Source organism: Sanguibacter gelidistatuariae, assembly GCF_900096585.1.
In the GTDB taxonomy this organism is placed as follows: domain Bacteria; phylum Actinomycetota; class Actinomycetes; order Actinomycetales; family Cellulomonadaceae; genus Sanguibacter; species Sanguibacter gelidistatuariae.
This window is the reverse complement of record NZ_FMYH01000001.1, coordinates 159,630-176,499: the sequence shown is the minus strand read 5'-3', so window position 1 is coordinate 176,499 and position 16,870 is coordinate 159,630. Positions and strand designations below refer to the sequence as shown.

The following is a 16,870-nucleotide window of genomic DNA, read 5'->3' as shown; positions in this document are numbered from 1 at the left end:
ACCGGGACAAAGCGGTCACGGTCGGTCCGGCTAGCCTTGATCCTGCGGTGGCGCGAACCATCTCCCTCGGAAAGCACCCAAAGAAAACTTCGGCATGTGTCGATTTGGCCTAGCGCCGTTCGACCTATGGGTGAGAGGGTCGACGGGCGACCTTCCAGAACCAAGGAGTATGAGATGGCCAAGTACATGCTGATCATGCGCGCGACGGACGAGTCGTTCGCGAATTTTACGAGCGTCGACTTCACCGAGATCCTCGAGGCGATGGGCAAGTTCAATGACGAGCTGATCCGTGCCGGCGTCCTGCTGGCGGCCGAAGGCCTCGACGACGCAAGCAAGGGGGTCGTCGTCGACTTCACGGAGGACACGCCGGTCGTGACAGACGGCCCCTACGGGGAGACGAAGGAACTGTTCAACGGCTACTACATCCTCGACGTGGCGTCGATCCAGGAGGCGGTCGAATGGGCCAAGCGCGCGCCGATGACCGCGGGAAGCAAGACTGAGATCCGTCGCGTGCCGTCGATCGATGAGTTCCCTCAGGACAACGTCTGGATCCAGAAGGAGCGTGCCTGGCGCGAGCAGACCGGGCAGCTCTGATCTAGTGAGCATGTCGGAGGCGAGGCGCGCCGTCGAGGCGGTGTGGCGTATGGACTCCGCCCGCATCGTCGGCGCCCTCGCCCGCTATACAGGCGACTTCTCGCTGGCCGAAGACCTCGCGCAGGAGGCCCTCGCCGAAGCGCTCGTCTCCTGGTCTGTCGATGGAGCTCCTGCCCAGCCGACCGGATGGCTGCTCACCACAGGCCGTCGCCGGGCGATCGACGCCTTTCGACGCCGGTCCGCCCGCGACGAACGGTATGCCCTGCTTGCCCGCGACCTCGACGAGGAGTTGCCTGGCGTGGATGCACTGTTCGACCCCGATGCGATTGACGACGACGTGCTGGCGTTGATGTTCATCTCGTGCCATCCGGTGCTGTCGAAGGAGGCCCGTATCGCACGCCGTCGAACGCGCAGCCCTCGAGCGAAAGGTCAACGACGTCAGCCGACCGTAGGGGCACCGCCGCTGAACCCACTACGAGCAATGTTCCGGAAGGGAAATGTACGTAATGTCACTCACGAATCCTGATCCAAAAGTCACGCAATACATCGATGACTCTGAGGCTTTTGCCCAACCAATCCTCAATCATCTGAGAGAGCAGATACATGCGCACTGCCCCGATGTCGTGGAATCGATTAAGTGGGCTATCCCGCACTTCAACTACAAAGACGATTTCATGTGTGTCCTGGCTTCAGCTAAAAACCATTGTTCGCTCACTTTCATAAAGTCTGAATTCATGAGCGATCCGCGGTTCGCTGGCGGCAAGAAGGTAAAGCCGGGCCAGCGATTCATGAGCAGAATCATGAGCATGTCCGAGTTGCCATCAGATGACGAACTCGCGGGCTTTATCAAAGAAGCGATGGATCTAAATGACAAAGGCGTAAAACTCGACAAGACGGCCAAGGCCGCACCTAACAGCAATCCAGTGGAAACTCCGGCATATTTCCTGGAAGCACTTTCGACAAACTCCGTTGCCCAAGAGTTTTTCGAAAACCAATCGGCCTCATTCCGCAAGAACTATATTGTGTGGCTCGAAAGCGCCAAGACCGACACCACACGACAGCGGCGAATAGATGAAGCCCTGGAATGGATCGCCGAAGGCAAGGACCGATTCTGGAAATACAAAAAGTAAAAAGGACCGGTATCGGCTGAGGACGTTCTCTCTCGGACGCGCCAGGACAGGTGCGAACAATGTGGACAGGTGTGCGACGCGGCGTCGGGCATGGTCCCAAGCGCTCGCCAGCCGGACCAGATCTAGCGTCCCACCTGCGATTGCGTCATGCTGGTGCTGCTCGCGGCGCCTGCCGCGGAAACCACCGCTGACGGACGCGACCGCGACCGCGGCACCAGCGAGATGGACGTGACCTGCGATGGCTACTGCGGTGATTGAACGGCGTCGGACCGGATGGGACGTCATCCTGGGGATCCTGCTCGTCATCGGGGCCTTCGTGGTCCTCGGCGACGTGCTCCTGGCCACGGCCGTGTCGGTCCTGCTCATCGGGTGGACGAGCCTGATCTCGGGCGTATTCATGCTCGTCGGCGCGCTCTTCCGGATCAAGTCCGGCGGCGCCTGGTCCGTCGCGCTGGGCGGTGCGGTGCTCACCGTGCTCGGCCTGTTCATGCTGCGCAACATCATCGTCGGTGCGGTTCTGCTGACGGTGCTCGCCGGCGCGCTCTTCCTCACCGGTGGACTCGTGCGCGTCGTGACGGCCTTCCAGTCCGAGAAGCACAAGCTCATCCTGGCGATCAGCGGCGTGGTCTCGATCGGTCTCGGCGTGTTTGTGCTGATCAACCCGATCACCGCGACGCTGTCGCTGCTGGGTATCCTGCTCGGCGTGCAGATCCTCGTCGAAGGCCTCACCCTCATCACGCTCGGCCGCCTGCGCGTGGGAGATGGGGCCGCGGAGTGACCTCCGCGACGGGCGCGGCATGACCGCGCGACTGGTCCCGGCGGCCAGCTCGAACTGGTCCCTGAGCGGGGTGAAGGGCATCCGGATCGCTGTGCGGCTGCCCCCTGAGCAGGCCCTCGACCAGGTGGTCGCCGGCCTGGTCGCCGGGCGCCGCTTCCGCCTCAAGGAGCGCACCAGCCCGACGTCGGCGCACCTCGCCATCGGGAAGCTGAGCTCCCTCTTCCTCGACGACTTCAGCCTGCTCTTCGAGCTTGTCCCGCGGCGGCTGAGGGTCGGGCACTGGGCGCTGTCGGGGGCACGCGTCGACGTAGACGCCGAGCCCGGCATCGACGCGTGGACCAGCGTCGTCTGGATCCACCCGCGCCTCGGGAGCGAGAGCCAGGTCGCCGTCGTCCTCGGCGACGACCTGGAACCGGTCGCGGCGGCGCTCGCGGCGTCGGGCCATCTGCTGTGGGTGGGCCAGTGGGAGAAGATCGACCAGAAGGCCGAGATCCTGCGCGCGCGCGAGCAGGAACGCGCAGCCAAGGCCCGACGCCGCGCGCGGTAGCGGGCCACTCGCCCGCCACTGCGCGGGACTGGTCAGGCGGTGAGGTTGCCGGTCCGTCAGTTCATCACGGGACGGTGATGACGACCTTGCCGCGCACGTGTCCGCCCTGGGAGAGGGCCTGTGCCTGCGAGCCGAGCTCGAGCGGGAACGTCTGCTCGACGGCGACGACGTACCGACCCTCCTCGGCAAGCGCGGCAGCCTCGGCCAGCGCCCCGTAGAAGCGCTCGCCGCTGCCACCGTTGACGCGCACGCCGTGCTCGCCCGCGTTGAAGTCGGCGATCGAGACGACCCGGGCCGGGTCGCCGGTGGCTTCGACGAGCTCAGCGATAGACCCGCCGCCGACGATGTCCACGGCCGAGGTGATCGGGGCGTCGGTAAGTGCGCGGACGCGAGCGGCCAGGCCGGGGCCGTACGTCGTCGGGATGGCGCCGAGGGACCGCAGGTAGTCGTGGTTGCGCTCCGAGGCGGTGCCCACGACCGTGGCGCCGCGCGCCACGGCGAGCTGGACGGCCGCGCTGCCGACGCCGCCCGCGGCGCCGTCGATGAGCACGGTGTCACCGGAGGAGAAGGGGACGTCGGCCAGGGCACGCGCTGCGGTCTCCACGGCCATCGGCAGGCCCGCGGCCTCGACGAAGCTCAGCGACTCGGGCTTGGTCTCGAAGTGGTCGAGGACCGCGTACTCGGCCGTGACGGCATGACCGGAGCCGAAGACGTCGTCGCCCACGGCCACGCCCTGGACCCCTTCGCCGACCTCGTCGACGACGCCCGCAGCGTCGCTGCCGGGGATGACCGGGAAGGTCGAGGGCGACATCTTGGCGAGGTAGCCGGCGCGGATCTTCCAGTCCATGGGGTTGACGGAGGCGGCAGACACCCGGATCCGAACCTGCCCTGGGCCGGCGTGCGGCTCGGGAGCCTCAGCGACGGTCAAGACGTCGGGGGAGCCGTACTCGGTGAACTGCAGTGCACGCATGAGAAGCCCTTCGGTAGGTGTCAGCCGCGGCGACCTGCGCCGCTCCCTGTGCACAACGACGGCCGACGCGGCAGCCTTCCCGAGGGGCGGTGGGCCGGGCCAGGTGGGCCGGGCCGGGCCGGGGTCAGGGGTGGTGCGGGGCGGCGTCGGGCGGGTCCGGGGTGAACATGGACTCGATGGTTGTGCCGAAGATCTGGGCGAGCGTGAACGCGAGGGCGAGGTTCGGGGCGTAGCGACCCTTCTCGATCGAGATGATGGTCTGGCGGGAGACCCCGGCGGCGCGGGCCAGGCCGTCCTGGGACAGCCCGTGTGCGCGGCGGAGGTCGGGCAAGGTGTTCTGCATCGGCTCAGGTGAGGCGGTCGCGGAGGATCGCATAGTGGATCCAGTGCACCGCGACCACGACTCCGAGCAGGCCGAAGGCGAGGAGGCCGCTGCCGACCTGGTCGATGAGCAGCAGGTACAGCCCGAAGCCGGCGATGACGACGAGGGCGACCTGGAAGGACCAGGCGGCCGACCGGTCGGCGAGCTCGCGCTCCATGCTGCCGTCCGCGGCGGTCCGGTCCCTCTTCTCGCGGTGCTTGCGCAGCGCGAGGGTGCCCAGCCCGCTCGCCATGACCACGGCTCCGTAGAGCGCGGGGATGAAGGGGTTGTGGGGTGCCGCCCGGGTGAGGGCGCCGATGCCGACGAGTGCGGCCACGAGGCCGCCGGCAAATACGAACCACGCGCGCATCTATCCTCCAGATATGTCAACGTTCCTTGACGTCGACGCTAGGGTGCGCGGTCGTCAATGTCAAGGAACATTGACATTGGCCCGTCGCGGGGGCCGCGGGAGAATCCGGGCGACGTGCCCGCTCAACCAGCCGGTGCGTCGTCGGGCAGCGTGCCGGGCGGGGTGGGGTCGTCGCCCATCGCGCGCACCATGGCCTGGACGCCCTGGAGGAGGGCGCGGACGTCGTCCAGGGCCATCCGGTCGAGCGGCATGCGGTCCATCTCGGGCTTCGTGGTGAACAGGCGTTGGACCGTCTCGCGGCCTTGCGGGGTCGCCACGACGCGGCGGACGCGATGGTCGTTGGGGTCCTCGGTGCGGGTGAGCATGCCCTGGTTGCCGAGGCGGTCGAGGATGCCGGACATCGTCGCCAGGGATACCCCGATCGCCGTCGCGAGGCCCTGGGCGGTGTTGCCGCGGGGGTCGGTCACGAGGATGGCCAGCACCTTGAGCTGCTGGATGGTCAGCGGAAACGTCAGCAGCTGCCCGATCATCCGGGGGGTGATCGTCGTCTCCCACACGTGCTGAGCGGCGACGAGCTGGCGCATGATCGCCTCGCGCTCGACGGCCTCGCTCGGGGTGGGGGGCGCGGGGGTCATGGCGGCGGGCTCCAACGGTGCTCGGGTGCGGACGTGCTCGGATGCGGACTCAACGTAGCCCGTGTGCTTTGACACATGCTTAGTGTGACACTAACGTTCGCATGAGGCTAAGTACCAGCCTACCCCCAAACCCCGGTGGCCCATATGTTTCGACTGACCCGGCTGAGCCTCGCCAACAGAGCGCTCGTAGCCCTCATCACGATCCTCGTCGCGGGGGTTGGCCTCTTCTCGATGGCCAACCTCAAGCAGGAGCTCATCCCGTCGATCTCCATGCCGCAGACGATGGTCATCACGACGCTGCCGGGGGCCAGCCCAGAGGTCATCGACGAGCAGGTCTCCCTCCCGCTGTCGAAGGCCATCGCCTCCGTGGCCGACGTCGAACAGGTCGTCGCGACGTCCTCGAGCTCGGTGTCGATGCTCTCGGTCTCCTACACCTACGGCGTGGACGCCGCCGAGTTCAAGCGCGCTCTGGAAGGGGCGCTCGACTCCGTCACGTCTCTGCCCGACGGCGCCACCCCCGAGGTGATCGCCGGGTCCATCGCCGACTTCCCGATCATCTTCGTCACCGCGTCCTCCGACAAGCCGGTCAGCGAACTGTCCGCGGCCCTGGCCCAGATCGCCGTCCCTGAGCTCGAGAGCATCGACGGCGTGCGCGCCGCCACGGTCAGCGGCGCGCAGGGCGAGCGCATCACGATCACCCCCGACATGGCGGCGCTCGCCGCCGCGGGCCTGTCCGTCATGGACCTGTCCACCGTGCTCGACGCCAACGGCCTCACCCTCCCGGTCGGCTCGATCGCCGAGAACGGCGAGATGCTCTCCGTCCAGGCCGGCAGCGCGTTGACCAGCCTCGATGACCTCAAGAGCCTCCCGCTCGCCTCCGCGACCCAGCCCGGCGCGGTCGTCACCCTCGGCTCCGTGGCCGACGTCGCGCTGGTCCCCGAGGCGCTGACCTCGATCACCCGCACCAACGGCGTGCCGAGCCTGTCGCTGTCGATCACCGCAACCGCCGACGCCGACGTCGTCGCCACCTCCCACGCCGTCGAGGACACCCTCGACACGCTGCGCACCGAGCTGGGCTCCGACGTCGAGCTGACCACGCTGTTCAGCCAGGCACCGTTCATCGAAGACTCCATCTCGCACCTGGCCACCGAAGGTGTGCTCGGGCTGGTCTTCGCGATCCTCGTGATCCTCGTGTTCCTGCTCTCAGTCCGCTCCACGCTGGTCACCGCGATCTCCATCCCGCTCTCGGTCCTGGTCACGTTCACCGGGCTGTACCTGGGCGGCTACTCGCTCAACATGCTCACCCTCGGTGCGCTGACCATCGCGATCGGACGAGTGGTCGACGACTCGATCGTCGTCATCGAGAACATCAAACGGCACCTCAGCTACGGCGAACCGAAGAAGCAGTCCATCCTCACCGGCGTGCGCGAGGTGTCCTCGGCGATCACAGCCTCGACCCTGACCACCGTCGCCGTCTTCCTGCCCATCGCGATGGTGGGCGGCATGGTCGGGGAGCTCTTCCGGCCCTTCGCGCTGACCGTCGCGATCGCCATGGTGTCCTCGCTCCTGGTGGCCCTGACGATCGTCCCGGTGCTCTCCTACTGGTTCCTCAAGCGCCCCGAGGGCGTCGTGGACGTGGCCGCGGCGCGCGCCGCGGCGGAGGAGAAGGAGCACCGCGGCGCGCTGCAGCGCGCCTACAAGCCGATCCTGCGCTCGACCCAGCGTCACCCCGTCATCACCGTGGTGGCCTCGGTCCTGCTGCTCGTCCTCACCGTCTCCCTCGTCCCGCTGCTCAAGGTCGACTTCCTCGGCTCGACCGGGCAGAACATGCTCATGGTCACCCAGGAGTTCACGCCCGGGACCGACCTCGACGCGATCGGCGAGGGCGCGACTCAGGTCGAGGACGCGCTCGCCGAGATCGACGGCGTCGGCAACGTCATGATGACCGCGGGTTCTGGCGGCGAGGGCCTGGCAGCGATGATGGGCGGCGGCGGGGGCACGGCGTCGTACATCATCACGACGGACGCCGGAGCCGACCAGGCCGCGCTCAAGACGACGGTCGAGAACCGCCTCGCGCAGATCACCGACGCCGGGACCATCACGGTGCCCGAGTCCGGTGGGATGGGCTTCTCCTCCACGGTCGACGTGGTCGTCACCGCGCCCGACGAGACCGTGCTGGACGCGGCGGCCGAGACGGTCACGACGACCCTGTCGGGCCTCGAGCACACCTCGGACTTCTCCTCCGACCGCGCGGCTGCGCAGCCCACGCTGCAGATCGTCGTCGACCGGGTGGCTGCGCTCGAGCACGGGCTGACCGAGATGCAGGTCGTCGGGATCGTCGCCGGGACCGTGTCCCCGCAGAGCATCGGTGGGCTGCGGATCGACAACCACGACTACAAGATCTTCGTCGACTCCGGAGCCACCCCGCAGACGACCGCGGAGATCTCCGGGATCCTGCTCCCGACGCCGGCCGGCCTCGTGCCGCTCTCCGACGTCGCGAGCATCGACCGGGTGACCGTTCCGACGACCATCACCCGTCAGGACGCCGAGCTCGTCGCGACCCTGTCCATCACCCCGGACGAGGGCGAGCTGGGCCAGGTCACCTCGCAGGTCACGTCCCGTCTGGACACGCTAGACCTGCCCGACGGCGCGACCGCCTCGATCGGTGGGCTCGCCGAGCTGCAGGGCGACTCCTTCAGCCAGCTCGGGCTCGCGATGCTCATCGCCATCGCGATCGTCTACCTGCTCATGGTCGCGGCCTTCCGGTCGCTCGTGCAGCCGCTGATCCTGCTCGTCTCGATCCCCTTCGCCGCGACCGGGGCGATCGTGCTGCTGCTCCTGACCGGCAAGCCGCTGGGGATCTCGGCGCTGATCGGCATGCTCATGCTCATCGGCATCGTGGTGACCAACGCGATCGTGCTGATCGACCTGGTCAACCAGTATCGGCGTCAGGGCCAGAGCGTGGAGGATGCCGTCTTCAACGGTGCCCGCCAGCGCCTGCGCCCGATCGTCATGACCGCACTGGCGACGATCTTCGCCCTCGTGCCGATGGCCCTCGGGGTGACCGGGTCCTCCGGGTTCATCTCCCAGGACCTCGCGATCGTCGTGATCGGTGGACTGCTGTCCTCGACCGCGCTGACGCTCGTGCTCGTGCCGGTCCTGTACCGGCTGATCGAGGGGCGCCGGAAGGGGCAGCCCTCGGATGACGAGCTGCTGGTTGTCGACGCGGGCGACGCTGACCTGGTTCCTGTCGGGTAGGGCGCGGCGGGGCTGGCGGTTCGCTGCTGGGCCGGTTGGGCTCGGCTGAGCTGACTGAACTCAGTGGCCGGCTCCCCGGCTGGGCAACGTCCCGTTTGCGTCCCCCCGGGGAGGGGTCCACCGCTGGTTCCCTCGGACCCGAGGAGCGTGCGGCGCGCCGCCTCATCTCGCCGGCCCTCGGTGTCACGTACGGTGCGTGCATTTGTCGACGGTGCGTGTGTTTGAACGCACGTAACGTAGACAAATGCACGCACCGTACGGAAGGCGGGCGGGAAGAGGCGGGCGGGAAGAGAGCTGAGGGGGCTGGCGGGGCTGTCGCCCGGGTGCGGGGCGGCGTCGGGCATGGGTGGCGTGGATGTGGCCCGGACCATCGAGTGCGCGACTTTGGTTCAAGTGCGGCAGTTTGAAGTGCCGCACTCGAACCAAAGCCACGCACTGGGCGCTGGGGAGAGGCGCCCGCCGCCCGAGGGGCGTTCGGCGCGTCACCTCATCTCGCCGGCACTCGGCGTCACGTATGGTGCCTTTTCCAGGTGGCCTGCGCTCTCGCGGGGGTCATCGCGCTCGCGTCCCTCGGGACTCCTCGAGTCACCGCTGAGGGGTAGACCCCGTGCCGGTGGCATACCTTCGGTCTAGCACCGTCGTCAGCGCCGGGCCAGGGACAGGTCGGACAACCGCTCACGCCGTGAGCGAACAGCCCCGGCCGAGCCGGCGGCCCGGCGGCCCCGGCTGCCTGGCGTCCATACGGTGCGTGCTCTTGACTACGGTGCGCGTGTTTGAACGCACGCACCGTAGTCAAGAGCACGCACCGTATGGGTTTGGGCGACCGAAGGCAGCCCCGGGCGGGCGACCGGGGCCCGGCTCAGGCCAGGCGCCCACCACCTACCCCACCGCCTACCCCACCACCTACCCCACGCCCACCACCTACCCCGCGACCGCCTCCACGACAACCCCGCCGAACCGGGCCTCGCCAGCCCGGAAGGGCTGCCCCGAGATGAACACCTGCCCGGACCGGGCCAGCTCCGAGGCCGGCTTGCCGTCGGCGTAGTGGGCGTCGAACCCGCCGGAGAAGCTCGTGTTGGACAACCAGACCGGGCGTCCGTTCTCGTCGGTGACCCAGGCCTCGCACCACCGGCAGACGAAGTTGGGGTACCGGCTGAAGGGGATCCCGTAGACCCCGCACACCGGGCAGGTCTGCTCGGTCGGGGCGGTTCCGAGTCCCCGCTGCGCGGTGAGCCGGCCCAGCCGGGACATGTCGATGCCGCGCATCCCCGGCCAGCCGTGGACCGCGCGGGCCCACTCGGGGGCGATGTACTGGGTCCCGTGCCGGGCCCCGAGGAGCGCACCGGCGATCGCAGCCACCGTGTCGGTGTCGCCGCCGATCCGCACCGCGCGGTGCAGGGCGTCGGACAGGTGGGAGACCATCCGGTCGTACTCGGTCGTGACGCCGGGGGAGAAGTACGGCGACAGGTAGATCGCGTGCCAGGCCGCCTGCAGCGCGGTCACCGCGAAGCCGTTGGTGCGCAGGTCGGCCCGGGGCTGCTCCTGCTCGGCGTCGGCGATCCACTCCTCCCACGGGCCGCGGCGCTCCGCCGGGAGCAGGTCGAGCCCGGCCCGCACGTCCAGGCGTGCCTCGGTCACGGCCACCCGGATGGCCTCCGACCACAGCACGCACGACTCGGCCGCGAGCGGGTCCGCGTGGGTCAGCTGCGCGACGGCGGTCGCTGCCCGCGCGGTCGCCTCGCGGTCGTCGAGGGCCACCAGGGCGACGACGCCGGTGCGCATGAGCGCGCCGTTGCCGGCCGTGCGCCCGGTCGCCTCGTGCAGCGCACGCGATGCGGCGGTCAGCCGCTCCGAGGGGGAACCCGACAGGTGCGCTGCCGCGCGCAGCACCGACGCGGTCTGCGTGCCGACGTCGGACGCCCCGCCGGAGAACCAGTCCTCGAAGGCCGCCGCGATCTCGTCGAGCTCGGCGGCCGTGCGCAGGCCGCCGCCGCGCTCGCTCACCCGGGCGATGCAGATCGCCATCTGGGTGTCGTCGCTCCACTCCCCGGGTGCGTAGGGACCCAGCCCGCCACCGCGCATCTCCGCCTCTCCCTCGGGCGGCCAGGAGAACTCGTACGGAACCCCGAGTGCGTCGCCGCAGGCCTGCCCGAGCAGAACCCCGGAGGCGCGGTCGAGCAGGGCGAACTGGTACGGGTCAGAGCTCATGGTTGAAGATTACAGAACGGTGACGGTGCCACCGTGGAAGCGCGCCCTCTACTCAGGTTCTGCACAACCGTGCCGATACTCAGAGTGTGGCAAACGACACAGACCCGCAGGTGCGATCGACCGAGGTCGACGCCGAACCGCGCCCGGCCCCGCGGCGGCGCAAGACCCGCCGCTGGACGCTCATGCTGTTCGCGATCGAGGTCGTCATCGTCGCCGCCCTCGTATGGTTCTCCTGGTCGGGCGGCTCCTGGGCCTGAGCGCGCCGGCGCGCACCGCGGACCGCGTGGACCCTGCGGAACGCAGGAGAGAAAAGGCATACGCTTGCTCTTCGCCCGCCGGACTGAAAGAGAGCAATGAACCACGACGACGTCGAGGCGCTGCGCCGCGACAACGCCGCCTGGCGGCTCCTGCGAGCCGACTCCGCCCCGCTGGTCCTGAGCTTCCTCGGTCGGGTCTTCATCGAGCAGAACGTCCGCTCGATCGGTGAGACCGAGCTGGTCTCCCTGCTCGACGACGCGCTCTACGACCTCAATGCGGGCGCCGCGCCGGGGGAGGTCCCCTACCCGCGCTCACCCAAGGCCTACCTGGACACCTGGGCCGGGTCCGACGCCGCGTGGCTGCGCAAGTACTACCGCCCCGGATCCGACGAGCCGCACTACGACGCGACCCCCGCCGTCGAGAAGGCTGTCGGATTTGTCGCCTCGCTGAGCGGGCGGACCTTCGTCGGGACCGAGTCTCGCCTCAACACTGTCTTCGAGCTGCTCCGTCAGCTCGCCGTGGGCACCGAGACCGACCCCGGAGTGCGTCTCGCCGAGCTCGAGGCGCGCCGCGCCCAGCTCGACGCCGAGATCGCCCGGGTGCGCGACGGCGTCGTGCAGGTCCTGGACTCCGGCGCCCAGCGAGACCGCTACCAGCAGTTCGCGGCGATGGCCGCCGAGCTGCTCTCGGACTTCCGCGAGGTCGAGGACAACTTCCGCCGCCTCGACCGGGACATGCGCGAGCGCATCACCGGCTGGGACGGCGCCAAGGGCGAGCTGCTCGAGCAGGTCGTGGGCAGCCGCGACTCGATCGCGCAGTCCGACCAGGGCCGCAGCTTCCACGCCTTCTACGACTTCCTGCTCTCGCGCGAGCGGCAGGAGGAGTTCACCGAGCTCATCACGAAGGTGCAGTCCCTCGAGGCGATCAGCACGATCAGCGGGGTGAGTGGCGGCGACCGGCGGATGCGCCGGATCCACTACGACTGGCTCGAGGCCGGGGAGCGCACGCAGCAGACTGTGCGGGTGCTCTCGGAGCAGCTGCGCCGTTTCCTCGACGACCAGGTGTGGCTCGAGAACCGCCGGGTCATGGACCTGCTGCGCAGCATCGAGGGGCACGCGCTCGCCGTGCGGGACCTCCCGGCGGCGACCCTGGACGAGCTCACGACCGAGATCGGCGGCACGAGCCTGGACATCGTGCTGCCCATGGAACGGCCCTTGTTCCGCCCGCAGAGCGTCGCTCGCATCGAGACCGACGTGGTGGCCGGGGAGGTCGACTTCGACGTGACGCGGCTCTTCGACCAGGTGCACGTCGACCCCGAGCGCCTCGCGGCGGCCGTGCGTTCGGCCCTGGCCCACGCGAGCCAGGTCTCCCTGCCTGACGTCGTCGCGGCGCAGCCCCTCGACCAGGGCCTCGCCGAGCTTGTCACCTACCTGTCTCTCGACGACCCGCGCTTCACGATCGTGCTCGACTCCGGCCACACCGACGAGGTCCGCTGGGAGGTCGGCGACATCGAACGCGTCGCGACCGTGCCGCGGGTGACCTTCGTCCGCAAGGCCGGCGCGCCCCGCCCGTCCGACTCTGCTCTGGAGACCTCATGACCCAGCCCACGGTGCGCACCGACTCCGAGCTCTCGCACGTCGTGACCGCGCTCATGAAGGGCGTCGTCTACCGCGACACCCACGCCCAGCTCTTCGCCGACCTCGTGACCCTCGTCCCGCAGGTCCGCGACTACGTCGCGACCATCGCGCTGACCGTCGTCGTCGACGAGTCCGAGGGCTACGCCTACCTCCAGGCCCTGCCCGAGGACGACGAGGAGCGCGACACCGCCCTGCGTCTGGTGGCCCGGCGCTCGCTGCCCTTTGACGTGAGCCTGCTGCTCGCGCTCCTGCGCAAGCGGCTCGCGCAGTTCGACTCCGAGGGTGGGGAGACCCGGCTGATCCTGCGCCGGGACGAGATCGTGGAGATGCTGCGAGTGTTCCTTCCGTCCTCGAGCAACGACGTCCGGACGGTCTCCAAGGTCGAGGCCAACATCCACCGGGCGGTCGAGCTCGGGTTCCTGCGGGTCGTCCCGGACGGGTCGTACGAGGTGCGCCGCATCCTCAAGGCCTTCGTCGACGCCCAGTGGCTGGCCGAGCTCGACGCGAGGCTGGCCGAGTACGCGGCGCACGGTGCGGCGTCGGGCATGACTTCTCTCTCTTACTCCGGAATGGAATCCTGACTATGGAAGGCCTGTTCAGCGCGGTCGAGTTGCATGACGCGGAGGCGGACGTCGACCAGCGGGCGGGGTTCCGCCTGGACCGGCTCGAGGTCCTCAACTGGGGTACCTTCGACAAGCACACCTGGGCCTTTGAGCTCGAAGGGCGCAACGCGCTGCTCACTGGGGACATCGGCTCCGGGAAGTCGACCATCGTCGACGCGATCACGACGCTGCTGCTGCCCGCCAACCGGATCAACTACAACAAGGCCGCCGGGGCCGAGGCCCGCGAGCGGACCCTGCGCTCCTACGTGTCCGGCTACTACAAGTCCGAGCGCAACGAGGCGACCGGCACAAGCCGGCCCGTCGGCCTGCGCGAGGGCAGCACGTACTCGGTGATTCTCGGGGAGTTCGCCAACCGCGGCTTCGACGCGCGCGGCGTCCTCGCCCAGGTGTTCTGGCTCAAGGACGGCGACCAGGGGCAGCCGAGCCGCTTCTTCGTCACGGCGACGACGTCGATGACGATCGCCGAGCACTTCGCGAACTTCGACGGCGACATCAACGCGCTGCGCCGGCGCCTGCGCGAGGCCGGCGCCCAGATCCGCGACACCTTCCCCGAGTACGGCAAGGACTTCCGCCGGCTCCTGGGCATCGAGTCCGACCAGGCCATGGACCTGTTCCACCAGACCGTCTCGATGAAGTCGGTCGGCGACCTCAACGAGTTCGTCCGTCAGCACATGCTCGAGCCCTTCGACTCCGCGCAGTGGACCGAGCGCCTCGTCGCCCACTTCGACGACCTCACCCGCGCGCACGACGCCGTGACCCGCGCCCGGGCGCAGATCCTCCAGCTCACGCCGCTGGTCGCCGACTGCGACAAGCACGCGGCCGCCGTCGCCGCCGCGACCGCGGCCGCCGCCCAGCGCTCCGCGCTGCGCTACTTCACCGCGACCCGCAAGGTCGAGCTGCTCACCTCCCAGATCGACGCGTACGACGCCGCGATCACGGCCCGGGAGTCGCGGATCGTGGCCGTGGATGCCGAGGTGACCACGGTCGAGGCCGAACGGCGACGGCTCGAGCTCGAGCGCGCCGGGCACGGCGGAGACCGCCTCACCCAGATCGAGGGCGAGGTCGCCCGGCTGGACGTGCTGCGCGCCGAGCGCGAGCGCAAGGCCGCGGAATACCGGTCCAACCTCGCCGCCGCGGGCCTCGACCCGGTCGACGGGGCGAGCGACTTCGACTTCCGCCGTGGGCAGATCCTGGGCCAGGTGAGCGCGGAGAAGACCGAGCTGCGCCAGGTCGAGACCGCGATCGGCGAGCTCGACGTCGACCTGCGCGAGCAGAAGGTCGTCAGCCGGGAGATCAACGACGAGATCACGTCGCTCCAGGGCCGCACGTCGAGCCTGCCCAACCGGTCGCTGCTGCTGCGCGCCCAGGTCGCGAGCGAGCTCGGCCTGGTCGAGGACGACCTGCCCTTCGCCGGTGAGCTCATCGCCGTGCGCGCCGAGCACCAGGACTGGGAGGGCGCGGCCGAGCGGGTGCTGCGGGGCTTTGCGCTGTCCCTGCTCGTGCCGGCCGAGCACTACGACGCGGTGTCGGGGTGGATCAATGCCAACCACCTCGGCCAGAAGCTCGAGTACTACCGGGTGCCCGCGGGGCAGCGGGGTCGCGTCGAGACGCCGAGCCCCGGGCAGTGGCCCCAGCTCGCCGACCTGCTGTCGGTGCGCGAGTCGCCGCTGTCCGGGTGGCTCGAGCAGGAGCTGGCCCGGCGCGCCGGGCTGGACTGCGTAGACACCCTCGCCGACTTCCGGTCGGCGACCCGGGCGATCACCCGCGAGGGGCAGATCAAGTTCTCCTCGAGCCATCACGTGAAGAACGACCGCAGCCGGATCGACGACCGCTCCACCTTTGTGCTCGGCTGGTCCAACCGGGCCAAGGTCGACACGCTTCTGGCGAAGGCCGAGACGGTCAGTCACCGCCTCGCCGACCTCGGTGACCGCCGCGCCGCGCTCATCGCTGGCAAGGACACCATGGTTGAGAAGGCATACGCGCTCAATCGGCTGGAGATGTTCCGGTCGTTTGTCGAGCTTGACTGGGAACAGGTCGTCAACGACGTCGCGGTGCTGACCGCGGAGAAGCGGCGGATCGAGGCGAACTCCGCCGAGCTGGCCTCGTTGGCGGTCACGCTGACGTCCCTGGCGGAGCGGGCCGGTGACCTCAAGGTCGAGCGGGATGAGCTCATCACGGCCAACGGCGGGGAGAGGCACGCCGTCGAGACGTTCCGGACCCAGCGCGAGACCAGCGCGGCGGTGCTCGCGGAGGCGGGCAGCGGCGTCGCGCAGGAGCAGCAGGCGGCGCTGGTGGCGCTCTTCGAGGAGGTGCGGGCTTCTGGTTCTGGTCGTGACGCCGCGGGTCTTGATGAGATGGAGGCGGCGCTGCGCACCCAGCTCACCGCAGTCGTCGAGGCGCGGCACCGCGAGCAGGGGCTGCTGGCCACGAACGTGGCGCGGGCGATGGCGGCCTTCGCGGTGAAGTTCCCGGTCGAGACGTCCGAGATGGACAACGACGTGCGCGCGGCCGGGGAATATCGCTCCCTCCTGGAGCGCCTCGAGCGCGACGACCTGCCGCGCTTCGAGGAGAACTTCAAGGAGTACCTCAACACGAACACGATCCGCGACGTGGCGCAGTTCGCGGCCGACCTCAAGAAGCAGTCCGAGCTCATGAGCGACCGCATCGAGGTCATCAACGACTCGCTGCGCGCGATCGACTACAACCCCGGGACGTACATCCGGCTGGAGATGGCGCACACGCCGAACACCGAGGTGCGCGACTTCCGCGCGCAGCTGCGCGCGTGCACGGACAACGTGCTCGGCGACGACCTCGAGCAGTACTCCGAGCAGCGGTTCCTGCGGGTCAAGGAGATCATCGAGCGGTTCCGCGGGCGCGAGGGACAGACCGAGGCCGACCAGGCGTGGACCCGGCGGGTGACCGACGTGCGCAACTGGTTCGTGCTCTCCGCCTCCGAGCGGTCCAAGGTCGACGACGTCGAGTTCGAGCACTACTCCGACTCGGGCGGAAAGTCCGGTGGGCAGAAGGAGAAGCTCGCGTACACGATCCTCGCGGCGTCGCTCGCGTATCAGTTCCGCTTGGACTGGGGCGCTGTGCGGTCCAAGGCGTTCCGCTTCGTCGTGATCGACGAGGCGTTCGGGCGCGGGTCGGACGAGTCGACGCGGTTCGCGCTGCAGCTCTTCCGGAACCTCGGGCTGCAGCTGTTGATCGTCACGCCGCTCCAGAAGATCCACGTGATCGAGCCGTTCATCTCCGCGGTGGGGTACGTGGACAACCCGAGCGGGCGCGGGTCGCGGCTGCAGACGCTCACGATCAACCAGTACCGGTCCAAGCGGGCTGCGCACCTGGTGGGGGCGTTGAACCCGGAGTGAGGTGGGCGGTCGGCGGGTCCGACCCGGGGCGGACCGTGACCCGGCCCGCGGCTGGCTGCGATAGCGCCGCGCGGCGTCGGGCATCCGAGCTCCAGGATCAGGTTCCCGGCGATGGGTCGTCTATTTTGCT

At 69.1% G+C, this 16,870-nt stretch carries 15 protein-coding genes; 10 read left to right on the top strand and 5 right to left on the bottom strand.

Annotated features, from left to right (window positions below; translation table 11 throughout):
* The first annotated feature begins 174 nt into the window (after positions 1-174).
* The 5 genes from BLQ50_RS00870 to BLQ50_RS00850 all read left to right on the top strand — a co-directional run bounded on the left by BLQ50_RS00870 (position 175) and on the right by BLQ50_RS00850 (position 3,049).
* On the top strand, positions 175-594 hold the full coding sequence (locus BLQ50_RS00870) for a YciI family protein (protein WP_093180496.1): 420 nt from the start codon (positions 175-177) through the stop codon (positions 592-594).
* 49 nt (positions 595-643) lie between these two features.
* Positions 644-1,120, top strand: coding sequence for a sigma factor (locus BLQ50_RS00865; protein ID WP_245700816.1), 477 nt, complete (start codon positions 644-646; stop codon positions 1,118-1,120).
* The gene (locus BLQ50_RS00860) at positions 1,101-1,724 is read left to right on the top strand and encodes a YdeI/OmpD-associated family protein (RefSeq protein WP_175558966.1); all 624 of its coding nucleotides are present in this window, start codon (positions 1,101-1,103) and stop codon (positions 1,722-1,724) included. Before BLQ50_RS00865 ends, BLQ50_RS00860 begins: the two co-directional genes overlap by 20 nt.
* Before the next feature lie 250 nt (positions 1,725-1,974).
* Entirely contained in the window at positions 1,975-2,502 is a 528-nt protein-coding gene (locus tag BLQ50_RS00855) for an HdeD family acid-resistance protein (protein ID WP_245700815.1), read from the top strand.
* A gap of 19 nt (positions 2,503-2,521) precedes the next feature.
* Entirely contained in the window at positions 2,522-3,049 is a 528-nt protein-coding gene (locus tag BLQ50_RS00850; protein WP_093180492.1) for a hypothetical protein, read from the top strand.
* A 64-nt stretch (positions 3,050-3,113) separates the two neighbouring features.
* Here BLQ50_RS00850 and BLQ50_RS00845 read toward each other — a convergent pair whose 3' ends face one another.
* The 4 genes from BLQ50_RS00845 to BLQ50_RS00830 all read right to left on the bottom strand — a co-directional run bounded on the left by BLQ50_RS00845 (position 3,114) and on the right by BLQ50_RS00830 (position 5,460).
* Positions 3,114-4,019, bottom strand: coding sequence for an NADP-dependent oxidoreductase (locus tag BLQ50_RS00845; RefSeq protein WP_093180491.1), 906 nt, complete (start codon positions 4,017-4,019; stop codon positions 3,114-3,116).
* 124 nt (positions 4,020-4,143) lie between these two features.
* A complete protein-coding gene (locus BLQ50_RS00840; protein ID WP_093181589.1) occupies positions 4,144-4,362 on the bottom strand; it encodes a helix-turn-helix transcriptional regulator in 219 nt (72 codons plus the stop codon).
* Between the two features lie 4 nt (positions 4,363-4,366).
* Positions 4,367-4,750 carry a hypothetical protein gene (locus tag BLQ50_RS00835; RefSeq protein WP_093180489.1) on the bottom strand — a complete coding sequence of 128 codons (384 nt, stop codon included), beginning with the start codon at positions 4,748-4,750 and terminating at the stop codon, positions 4,367-4,369.
* Positions 4,751-4,872: 122 nt separating this feature from the next.
* The gene (locus BLQ50_RS00830; protein ID WP_139185655.1) at positions 4,873-5,460 is read right to left on the bottom strand and encodes a MarR family winged helix-turn-helix transcriptional regulator; all 588 of its coding nucleotides are present in this window, start codon (positions 5,458-5,460) and stop codon (positions 4,873-4,875) included.
* A 69-nt stretch (positions 5,461-5,529) separates the two neighbouring features.
* Between BLQ50_RS00830 and BLQ50_RS00825 the strand changes: the two genes are divergently transcribed.
* Positions 5,530-8,643: an efflux RND transporter permease subunit gene (locus BLQ50_RS00825; protein WP_093180486.1), complete on the top strand. Its 3,114-nt coding sequence runs from the start codon at positions 5,530-5,532 to the stop codon at positions 8,641-8,643.
* 921 nt (positions 8,644-9,564) lie between these two features.
* Here the strand turns inward: BLQ50_RS00825 and BLQ50_RS00820 are convergent.
* Positions 9,565-10,851 carry an ADP-ribosylglycohydrolase family protein gene (locus tag BLQ50_RS00820; protein WP_093180485.1) on the bottom strand — a complete coding sequence of 429 codons (1,287 nt, stop codon included), beginning with the start codon at positions 10,849-10,851 and terminating at the stop codon, positions 9,565-9,567.
* Between the two features lie 86 nt (positions 10,852-10,937).
* Here BLQ50_RS00820 and BLQ50_RS18470 point away from each other — a divergent pair, with 86 nt between their 5' ends.
* From BLQ50_RS18470 to BLQ50_RS00805, 4 genes are all read left to right on the top strand, one after another.
* A complete protein-coding gene (locus BLQ50_RS18470) occupies positions 10,938-11,108 on the top strand; it encodes a hypothetical protein (protein WP_175558965.1) in 171 nt (56 codons plus the stop codon).
* A 96-nt stretch (positions 11,109-11,204) separates the two neighbouring features.
* Positions 11,205-12,707 (top strand): DUF3375 domain-containing protein, encoded by a 1,503-nt coding sequence (locus BLQ50_RS00815; protein WP_093180483.1) that lies wholly within the window; start codon positions 11,205-11,207, stop codon positions 12,705-12,707.
* Complete coding sequence (locus tag BLQ50_RS00810; RefSeq protein ID WP_093180482.1) at positions 12,704-13,327, top strand: DUF4194 domain-containing protein; 624 nt, start codon at positions 12,704-12,706, stop codon at positions 13,325-13,327. The genes BLQ50_RS00815 and BLQ50_RS00810 overlap by 4 nt, the downstream gene beginning before the upstream one ends.
* 2 nt (positions 13,328-13,329) lie before the next feature.
* Positions 13,330-16,740, top strand: a complete 3,411-nt coding sequence (locus BLQ50_RS00805; protein ID WP_093180480.1) for an ATP-binding protein — start codon at positions 13,330-13,332, stop codon at positions 16,738-16,740.
* The last annotated feature ends 130 nt before the right edge of the window (positions 16,741-16,870 follow it).